At 46.3% G+C, this 9,914-nt stretch carries 10 protein-coding genes and 1 pseudogene; all 11 read right to left on the bottom strand.

All coding sequences use genetic code 11. The annotated features are described in order from the left end of the window. Nucleotides 1–331: 331 nt before the first annotated feature. Nucleotides 332–472, bottom strand: coding sequence for a Maff2 family mobile element protein (locus FYJ60_RS12035; RefSeq protein WP_154458920.1), 141 nt, complete (start codon nt 470–472; stop codon nt 332–334). 268 nt (nt 473–740) lie between these two features. Next, nucleotides 741–1,319, bottom strand: coding sequence for a hypothetical protein (locus tag FYJ60_RS12030; protein WP_154458919.1), 579 nt, complete (start codon nt 1,317–1,319; stop codon nt 741–743). After that, a pseudogene (locus FYJ60_RS12025) lies at nt 1,316–2,560 on the bottom strand (VirD4-like conjugal transfer protein, CD1115 family); the annotation flags it as partial. The pseudogene FYJ60_RS12025 and the gene FYJ60_RS12030, both read right to left, overlap by 4 nt. Before the next feature lie 65 nt (nt 2,561–2,625). Next, the gene (locus tag FYJ60_RS12515; RefSeq protein WP_171031962.1) at nt 2,626–2,784 is read right to left on the bottom strand and encodes a hypothetical protein; all 159 of its coding nucleotides are present in this window, start codon (nt 2,782–2,784) and stop codon (nt 2,626–2,628) included. A 69-nt stretch (nt 2,785–2,853) separates the two neighbouring features. Then, entirely contained in the window at nt 2,854–3,081 is a 228-nt protein-coding gene (locus FYJ60_RS12020; protein WP_066733266.1) for a YdbC family protein, read from the bottom strand. Nucleotides 3,082–3,143: 62 nt separating this feature from the next. Next, nucleotides 3,144–4,400 (bottom strand): plasmid recombination protein, encoded by a 1,257-nt coding sequence (locus tag FYJ60_RS12015; protein ID WP_154458918.1) that lies wholly within the window; start codon nt 4,398–4,400, stop codon nt 3,144–3,146. Between the two features lie 146 nt (nt 4,401–4,546). Then, the gene (locus FYJ60_RS12010) at nt 4,547–5,605 is read right to left on the bottom strand and encodes an AAA family ATPase (RefSeq protein WP_154458917.1); all 1,059 of its coding nucleotides are present in this window, start codon (nt 5,603–5,605) and stop codon (nt 4,547–4,549) included. Nucleotides 5,606–6,049: 444 nt separating this feature from the next. After that, nucleotides 6,050–7,021, bottom strand: a complete 972-nt coding sequence (locus tag FYJ60_RS12005; protein WP_154458916.1) for a DNA cytosine methyltransferase — start codon at nt 7,019–7,021, stop codon at nt 6,050–6,052. After that, entirely contained in the window at nt 7,022–8,443 is a 1,422-nt protein-coding gene (locus tag FYJ60_RS12000; protein WP_154458915.1) for a protein NO VEIN domain-containing protein, read from the bottom strand. Next, on the bottom strand, nt 8,436–9,521 hold the full coding sequence (locus FYJ60_RS11995) for a DNA cytosine methyltransferase (RefSeq protein ID WP_154458914.1): 1,086 nt from the start codon (nt 9,519–9,521) through the stop codon (nt 8,436–8,438). The genes FYJ60_RS12000 and FYJ60_RS11995 overlap by 8 nt, the downstream gene beginning before the upstream one ends. After that, nucleotides 9,508–9,699, bottom strand: coding sequence for a helix-turn-helix domain-containing protein (locus FYJ60_RS11990; protein WP_330579212.1), 192 nt, complete (start codon nt 9,697–9,699; stop codon nt 9,508–9,510). Before FYJ60_RS11990 ends, FYJ60_RS11995 begins: the two co-directional genes overlap by 14 nt. Between the last annotated feature and the right edge of the window lie 215 nt (nt 9,700–9,914).

The following is a 9,914-nucleotide window of genomic DNA, read 5'->3' as shown; positions in this document are numbered from 1 at the left end:
TTTAGGAAAGCAAGTACCTAAAAGAAATTTTTCTTCCCCTTATATGTAACAATCATACCGGCTTCCTAGCGTTCAGAATGTTTTCTGCTGTCTGCTGTGGTGTTTGGTTGGAATTGTCCAACCAAAAGCCGATCCGTGGTGTTGTCTGCATTTTACTAAATACAAATTCAATGTATACAGAAAGATATAAGGAGTGGGAGGGATTCCGCCGTAGTTGGCATTGTAGGAAAATCCAAAAGTTTAGATTTTCCCACAATGCTTATCTTTTGGTCTTTGGTTCGGAATAGTGTAGTGCTGGCGGTCTATCTCTTGTTTTCGGTTGCTTGCTTCCTTACCGTACATGAGCATTCGCGCCGGGATTATCATTTCCGTAACCTTCCATCAGGTTGATGCCGCCCCAGATGCCGAGGCCCGCGCCGAGTGCGATGACGATCGTCTGTAACGTAGTTACTGCTGTTGAAAAAAAGCTCATATCTGATCCTCTCTTTCTTTAAATATCGGTTATCCATTGGAAACCGTGGTTATCTGAGTTCCGTAAAAACAGTCCTGTAAAACAGGTGACATATCCTGTCTTCCGCATCGTTCCATGTTTGATGTCACAATCTGTGACTTCAAAGATTCATGGAAATCCGGCGGATATCTGCAGCGTCTCAGGCCGCTTGTTTTTTCAGAAAAACAGAGGGCCACGGTTACTGTGGCCCTCTGCAAAGTCAACTTATTCATTAAACGCTTTCTCCTTATCAGCGGAAGGGAAGCTCATCCCCGATCACTTTGTGAAATTCATCGCTCTTTGCTTCTTCTTCCTTCTCCGCGATTTCTTTCCCTTTTTTCAGGCTTCCGGTCACAGATTCTCTGCTGCGATTTTTTGTCTTGTAGGATTCAACCAGCGCCTTCAGTTCCTGATTGGTCACATTCCGTTTCTCATAGTGCCAGACCGGCACACCCTGCTCATTTTTTCCCTGATACTGCGGCCGGCTTAAGGTCGTACTTCCGTTCTCAGGAATTTTTGCCCACAGTCCCTTGCCAAACTTGTTCTCATGAACACGCTTTGCAGGGAGAATAAAGGATTCCCAGGGTCTGTGATCGCCCGGATCCACGTTGGGAATCTTGATCTCCACATACGCCTTCCCATCCTTTGCGGTGAACGGGTCACCGCAGAGACCTTTTCCGAACTTGATCGTAATTTCAGGAAAGTTCCGACTGCCATCTGTGCTTCCTGCCGGCGCTTCAATGCTCTTTTCTTCCGGAGCTTCCACCACCGCCCCGGATCCGCTGCCATTTTCTGTTGCATAGTCTTCATTCATTCTTTCTTCGTTCATTCAAATCCTTCTTTCTCCGGTTCAATGACCAGATATTCATCATTCGGTTTCAGTTTCAGCCGGTGCTGCAGATACTTCCCGATATCCAGATAGTTTCTTTCATCATAATCAGAGGTCTCCCTGTAGTTCGGATGCTGTATGATATCATATTTGTCAGACAGAAACGGACGGACGCCCCGAAGCTGCAGGATGCATTTGCTGTTGTCCATAACCGAAAGCTCATCGATACTCATGAGATCCTTCCCTGTCTTCTGGTAGTTCAGGCTGTGCGATTCCTCCCTGCCACGGTTCTCACCGGTGTTGTACAGATCGATCGTCTCTTTACCGAGCGCTGTGTTCAGTTCCTTCAGTGTCGTCGGTTCACTGCCGCCGAGAAAGATCCTCGAATCCATGTTGCCGATGATCGTATCCGCATGATCTTTATAGATCGCCTTCAGCTGGCTCTGCGTCTGCAGCACCAGACAGGCGGAGATCTCACGGCTGCGGATCGTCGCCACCAGCTTTTCCAGATTCGGGATCTGCCCGATATTGGCTGCTTCATCGATCAGGCACCTTACATGCACCGGCAGCCGTCCCTTGTACACGTTGTCCGCCTTTTCGCAGAGAAGATTGAACATCTGCGTGTAGATCATGGAGATCAGGAAGTTAAAGGTGCTGTCTGTATCCGACATGATCAGAAACAGTGCCGTCTTCCTGTCACCGAGCGTATCCAGTTCAAGGTCGTCATATGATGTGATCTCCCGAAGCTCTGAGATGTCAAACGGTGCCAGCCTCGCGCCGCAGGAAATGAGAATCGATTTCGCAGTCTTTCCCGCAGCCAGTTTGTATTTTTTATACTGTCTTACCGCGAAGTGTTTCGGAGCCCTTTCCGCCAGCGTATCAAACATGATATCTACCGGATTTTTGAAATCCTCGTCGTCTTCCCTGACTTCCATGCAGTCCAGCATCTCCAGAAGTGTTGAAAAGTTCTGTTCCTCCGGCAGGGCTTCATAATGGATATACCCAATGAGTGCACAGTAAAGAAGAGTTTCCGCCTTCACCCAGAAATCCTCACCGGTCTTTCCTTCGCCCTTTGTATTTGCGATCAGCGCGTTGACCATCTTCAGGATGTCCTTATCACTGTGGATATAGGCAAAAGGGTTGTAGTGCATGGATTTGTGAAAATCGATCGTGTTAAAAATCTTCAGCCGATAGCCGTGTCTGAGCAGCGCTTTTCCACAGCTTGTAACGATCTCGCCTTTCTGCCAAGTGGTTTTGAGATATTTTTTGAAAAATCTCCAAAGTGCATAGCTGTGCATAAAGTCAATCAGGCAACCTCCGCTTCCTGCAAAGCCATTGCTTCTCTTGCAATCAGAGCCTTTACAAGCTCTTCCTGCGTGTGCTTTGCGTTCTCTGCGGGCATTGCGTTGACAACGAAAATCGTGCCGCCGATTCTCTCCACAAAGCCGGTTTTCATATTCTCCACGGTCATCACCTCCCTCCGTAAAAATAGGGGCGTCCGTTTCCGAACGCCCCGTTACCAGCCGAAAAAGGATTATTCCTTTTCATAGATTGCCTTGAGTGCTGCGTAAAGATTTCTGCCCTCGTCCTCCGTGAGCGTAATGCCCTTGCCGCAGCGTTCGTGGTTCGGATGCCACTCTCGGATGTCCAGCTTGGCGGCATTGCCGTTCCACGAAATGAAGTTTGCTTCCTTTGTGTAGCCTTTGCCATTCTCTCCGAGGACGGCGAGGGGCTTGGTAATCGTACTTGTAATGTCTTTCATTTCCGTACCTCCGTAATTCAAGTGTTGAAGAAGTTAAAAAGTCGGGATAGTAATGGAAGGGATTATCTTTCCCAATCATTTCTGCCCCGACGGTGTTTGGATTGTTCTTTTCGGGCGGCGGCTCTGTCCTCCCGTTCCTTGCGCTCCTGCGCTTCCTTGATGCTGAAAAGCTCCTTGACCTTCTCTACAAAGACTTCCACCAGCTTTGGGAAGTGCTCCAGTGCCTGCAAGAACGGCTGGCATTTTTCTTTGAGCCGGTCATACCGTTCCTGCAATCGCTCTACGGCAGAGGACGCATTGAAATACTGCCTTTGATAGTAGGAAACGCTGCTTTTCAAATCTTGGATTTCGCTGCGGCTTGTGATACCCTCCTTCGCAAGTGCCGTGAGCTGCTGATAATCGTCCTTGGAAACGGCAATCTTGCCGGTGAGGGTTTTCTGCCCCATTCCCTCAATCTCTGCCATCGTCTTGTGGACTTCGTGAGCAGGCTCATAGCGTACCTGCTCGGCTTCAATACGTTCCTGAATGTCGGCAAGCCGTTCCTTGTCCTTCTGAATTTGATAATCCAGGCTGCTCAAATTCTCCGCTGTGCTGCCCAATACGCCACGCTCAAAGCCGGTGAAACCCGCTTCGGTCATATGCGCAAAGAGCTTGTCTTGCAGAACGGAGTAGGACTTGCGGAACATCGGCTTTCCGTATTTGCTGATAACCTGCTGCCCATTTTCGTCCAGCAGAGGGACCGTGTTCTTCCATTTCTTCGAGTGGGAAACTTGGTTGATGACCTCCTTGACCGTTCCTCTCAGGGCTTCGTCCTTGCAGCGTTTCGACCACAGGATTTCTTTTCGGACGGTGGGGATTGCCACAATGTGCAGGTGGTAGTGATAGACCGGCTTGCCCAGTTCTTCGGACACCGCCTTGTTGATTTCATCGGCGTGCATAACCGCCGACACGATGTTCTCCTCGCCGTAAATCTCACAGCCGAAACGGTAGGCTTCCTCGTAGAACTGCTTGGCGTATTCGTAGCCGCCGTGTTCCTCAAAGTACCTTGTGTTCACATCAATGACCAACTCATTAAAAATGGTTGCACCGGCTTTCTGTCCTCTTGTGGAGATTTTGCCCTCGTCAATGAGCCGCTGGAAATACTCGTTGTAGGTCAAACCACCCGTGTCCTTGAAGTGAACATTGCGGGCAATTTGCTCGGTGTCTACATTAAGATTTGCGTAGCTTTCATTCTTGCGCTCATTGTGTCGCTCGGTTTTCTGCGCTCCCTCTGCGGAGATTTTCTCCACTCGGACAACGCTCCAGTTTCCTTCCGCCATTCTCATCACCTCCAGTCAGCGGAAAGGGCGGGGGTGCGAGTTACGCAACTTTTTCAAAGTGCGTAACCCACTATGACACTTTCAGCTTCGCTGCAAAGATGTCGTGGGCAAGGGCTTTCCTCCCTTGACCTCCCTCAAAACCTCAATCAAATAGGCAGGTCGTCCTCGTCCGTGACTTCCTGCCCATTCTCAATCGGTTTTTCAACCTCCGGCAAAGTCCAGTACCAAAGAAAGCCGTCCTTCACAGAGCGAACTCCGGCTTTCTTTTTGGACTTCTTGTAGGTTGATTTCTTGAAGCCTGCGGCTTCAAGCTTTGCTTCGCAATCGGAAGCCAGCCGCCTACCGCCCGCCAGCAGGGAACGGATAAAATCCGTTGCCGCTTCCTCACGGGCATTCGGTCTGCCCATCCTCGGCGCAGAAGCAGAGAAAGCGTCCTCCGCACTCAGCTCCAGCTCATCAAGAAAGTTCACGCCCTTGTCGGCTACCTCAAAGAGAATAGCCGAGCCCATCGGCGCAAGATTGCTCTTGACCTGCACCAGATAACGCTCGGCGGGGTTCTGCTTATTGGCCGTGCGTGTGACGGCAAGAATGCTTCTCGCCGCACCGGCAATGTCGATAGAGCCGTTGGTGCGATAGAGGGGGCTTGTGTCCTTCGCCTTGTTCATATGGGCGATGATAACGATGGCGCAGCCGGTGTCCTTGGCAACGGCAATCAGGTGGTTGAACTCGGCTCTCGTTTCGTTGGCATTGTTCATCGAGCAAGTGTCACCGATATACGAACTCATCGGGTCGAGAATCAGCAGCTTGGCGTTGTACTTCTCCACGGCTTCACGGATACGGTCATCCCCGAAGGTCAGGCTCTTTTCGTCCTCCTTGATGAAGATGAGTCGGTCGCCGTCACCGCCCGCCGCATTAAATCTCGGCACAACGGTATCGTCTGCATCGTCCTCGGTGGTCTGGTAGATGACGGTCATCGGCTCGGTATGTTCCTCCTCATCTGCAAAGGGAAGCGGCGCTCCCTTGGAAAGCAAAGCGGCAAGAGAAAGCATCAGCTTACTCTTGCCGTCACCGGGGTCGCCTTGCAGCAGTGTGACCTTGCCGAAGGGAATATAGGGATACCACAGCCAGCGCACCTCTTTCGGGGTGATCTCGCTGGCCTTGATGATTTCCAGCTTTGCGGGAATGTTGTTTGGATAGTCTGTCATTGTCTTGTTCTCCTTTTCGATAGATAGTGCGGGCATTGGATAACGGTGGCACGGAAGCTCTGCTTGCAGCTCCTTTCGCATTTCCTGCAAAGCTCGTTGTATTTCTTCCTGCCACGCTCATCAAGAAAGAACGCCCATTCTCTCTTGAGGTATTTCGGCATACGGGGCATAATGGACACCTCCTTATCGCTGCCTAATTGCCGATTTGCTCCCGAAACGCAGAAACGCCCAAAACCGTTTCCCGCTGTATAGTTTCGGGGCGATTTTGGGCGTTTCCTTTCGATGTGAGCGGCTTTGTTTTGGGGTCGGTATTCTTTACCGCCAACCGTTCAAAAGCCGCTGTTTGTCGCTTCCGGGCAACAAAAAAGCGCCGTATTGCTACGACGCTTTTGTCTTGCTCGGAAAGTTGATTTTCAATGCGTAAATAGGACCGAAATTTGGTAGCTATTCGCCAAGATACTTGACGATAGCATCTGTAATATGCCAAAACAGCACTGGAGGAATAGCATTTCCTATCTGTTTGTATGCAGTTGTTTCCGTTCCTGCAAACACAAAATCATCAGGGAATGATTGGATACGAGCAGCCTCCAATGGCGTGAATCTGCGATAAAGTTCTTTCTTGGGGTCAACAAGTAAAACTGGGTCTCGTGAATTCAGACTAACTTTTGCCAAATGGCTCGTAACAGTAAGACAAGGCTCATCGAGGTTTTGAGCAAGTCCTCGCTTCATATTGTTCTTTGCATTCTTCATTCCTTGAACTGCTCGTTCTGAAAAGTAATATTTCTTTTCTTTAATTGCAAGTTCGGGGACAGCTACAGAAAGAGGAACCCAATTTCCATCATTGGTTTTTGCAGGAAATATAAAATCACCTCTTTGTTCCCAAATATCTTTCCTTATTCCTACAATAATAACTCTCTCTCTTTTTTGCGGAACGCCATAGTCAGCAGCATTCAGCAAAGAATAAAAAGTTTTGTAACCAGCTTCTTCAAACGATGTAATTACTCGCTTGAATATTGTGCCTTTGTGGAGTGTCATCATCCCCTTTACATTTTCAGCTACAAAAACTTTCGGTTGCTTTGCTTTGACGATACGAACCATTTGCTTATAAAGATTTGCTCTGTCATCAAATGGGTCTTTTGTTGGATTGACAGTGCTAAATGACTGACAAGGGAAGCCACCTGTCAGAATGTCACACTCTGGAATATCCCTTTCATCAACTTCACAAATATCAGCACATACAGCACCTTCTGAGCCGAAATTCAACTTATGTGAATCTACCGCTTTTTGGTCTATATCGCAAGCATATACTAATTTACAAGGGTGGGGTTCGTATTTCCTTTTGTTGAAATTAAAACCGCCGAGTGTCCCTAAATCAACACCACCACATCCGCAAAAGAGGGATACAACGCTATTCATTTATGCCCCCTCCCTTTGAAGTCCATATACTACATCATCAACAGCAACATTTGAAAAGTCTATTCTATATGTCATTGGCGTTGCTTGTATCTTACCATCTTGGAACTTTTGCATTGGGTTCTTAAGGATGAACATATGAATGCCATCACGAGTAAAATACACACGAAATATGGAGTAAAAATCTCGGTGCTGCTGCGCCGCTACCCATTCATTTCTCGTAATATTCAGAGTGTCAATCCAAAGTTCATCGTTAACATCAGGACAGGTCAATCGTTTTGTGGATTTTACTTCAATATACTTAACGAATTCAGCCATATCTCCCGGCTCAGCTATTACTGATTGAATATCATAACCAAGACCTCTTGTTTTCCCAAGCGACAAAACTTTATTGGCAAGTCGTTGGTTAAACGAAGCAACACGCTTTTTCTCATATTCATAAACGATTTGCTCTCCTTCATCGCCAAACTCAGTAAGATTAGTTGTTTGAGTATGGGATATAGTGGGCTTTTGAGGCTCTGTTGTATCAACAATCAGTGAAGCCGCAGAGGTTGCGAACTTACCTGCACACGACGAGATGCGAGCAAAATAAGCATCCCACGCATATTGAAATAGCTTGCGATTTTCAGCCGTATTCAAATCGTAGCTATACACATCAAACTCAGGTTTCTTATCCCAATCTTCCGCAAACAACTCGATGGTCGGCATTTCATTTGGATTGAGGACAACTCTTTTATCATCCGTAAATCTTATAAGATTAGCGAGTTCAAGATAGTTCATCTGCTCATTGATATGCTGCCAGTTATAGGAGCTTTGTTTGCCCGGAACATAAATTGTTCTTTCTACACCGGCTTTTTGATCTTGAGAAATTACCTCTAAAACCTCATAAGGATTTGCTTTTCCTTGCAATACATCTAACGAATTCAAGACATAGTATCCAACTTCTCTTTTGGTAATATCAACATTTGCGGTTCGAGCTACAAGAAGAAGTTTAAGCAGAAAAGCATTCGGGCGTATGCAAATGCCATCTGAAACTCTTTCAAGAACAGTAGGGCTGGTTTTTTGAGAACCATTTGGAAACTGCATTTTATAGCAAATATCCTTGAAAAATGCAGGCTGGTCATTATCCTCAAGAAATTTTTGTGTTCTCTCTGACTCATATACCTTTCCGTCCTCAGAGAAGAAATACATTCCGAATAGTTTCCCGGATATTTCCGTTCGGTGATTATCAAGTGTTTTCTTCACTCGTTCGGCCGCAGGGAGATAACGCATAAAGGCGTTATTAAATTTCATCTCAAATTCACTTGCCTCACAAGGGCAGACCTCATCTATAACCTTTGCGTATGCCGGAAGCAGGTCATCCATTTCTTTTTGTGACTTGCCACGGATTATTGTGCAGCGATACTGCCGTGTACAATCATACATTTTCCTTTTCCTCCAATGCTATAATAACGCTTTTGGCAACAGCTTGAGCTAAAAGCGGAGGTACAGCATTACCAACTTGCTTTAGCTGGCTTGTCTTAATGCCAATAAATCTAAAGTCATCTGGAAACGACTGAATACGAGCCGATTCTCGAACCGTAGGTACTCTATTTGCTCTGTAATGGAAGTGATGATTATGTCCTGTATCTATTGTAAAGCAAGGTCTACTACTATCCATACGAGTCCACGCAATGTGTACTTTTCGGGTTGACCACAATTCTTGCGGCAAATCTTTGTAATTTCCTCCATCTGGAACCATTGCAATAATATTTCGTGTTTTTTCAGTGTGAATTGTAGTAACGTGATTAAGCAATATATTAGCGTTCTTTCGCATAAACTTCTGATACTCATTAGTCGCTGGCAATTCATATTCAGCTTCTTCTGCAAGCAATCGAGTGTCCCCAATAAAGTCTAAATCGGATAAGGCGTCCTTACAAGTAATATAAGGCTTCTTGCCATTGCCGTGGGTTGGTTCAGGGAAAATATAGTCACTATTTTCAACTTTTTTGGTGTTGATACCAACAAAGAATACTCGTGTTCTTGCTTGTGGAACACCAAAATCGCAAGCTGTCAACTGATTCATTTTCACCTTATATCCTATATTGGTAAAGTCTTCAATTACTTGTTCTTTCACTTGTCCATTAAATAGTCTTACCAACCCGGGGACATTTTCCATAACAAATGCTTTCGGCTGTATAGTCGCTACCATTCGGACAAAAGACTTATATAGGACATTTCGTGGATCATCTAACATTCGCTTTCCAGACAATGAAAAGCCCTGACAGGGCGGTCCACCTATGATAACATCTACTTCGTCGGCAGTTATTCCGGCAGCAGAAAGTAAATCCTCTCCTGTTAAGCCGGATATATCTCCAACGATTGTTGCAGCATTTGGAAAGTTCTCTTTATATGTTGTTACAGCATCTTGCCAAATATCAATGCCAAGTCGGACATTAAACCCTGCTTGTTCAAAGCCTTTGGAGAAGCCTCCGCAACCGCAAAACAGGTCAATCACATTCATTCTCTGTTTGCTCCTTTTTTGTTTTCTTTAATCTCGAATCACTTGGCTTTGATGAATCTGAAGGTATCGCCCAAGCATCACCGAGTTTGAAAACACCGGGAATACGACCTTCCGCACAGAGAACTTGAACACGCCTTTGTGATATATGCCATAATTCGGCTGCCTTGCTTGCCGTCATAAACTCCATTTTCTCACCTCAAAACAAAGTAATACAGTTATATTATATTCTACGGGGCGAATAAAAGCAAGGGCTATTTTGAGGTTTCACCGTTTTGTACCAAATTATTTGCAATTTCTCAACGAAATGTTTTCAAGTCGCAAGAACCACTTCAGCTTCTTCCATTACTCACGGAACTTTATGACTTCTTGAATACTACCCGAAAAAGGAAAGCC

This window comes from Bilifractor porci, assembly GCF_009696005.1.
In the GTDB taxonomy this organism is placed as follows: domain Bacteria; phylum Bacillota; class Clostridia; order Lachnospirales; family Lachnospiraceae; genus Bilifractor; species Bilifractor porci.
The sequence above is the reverse complement of the archived record's forward strand: the minus strand, read 5'-3'. Positions and strand labels throughout refer to the sequence as shown.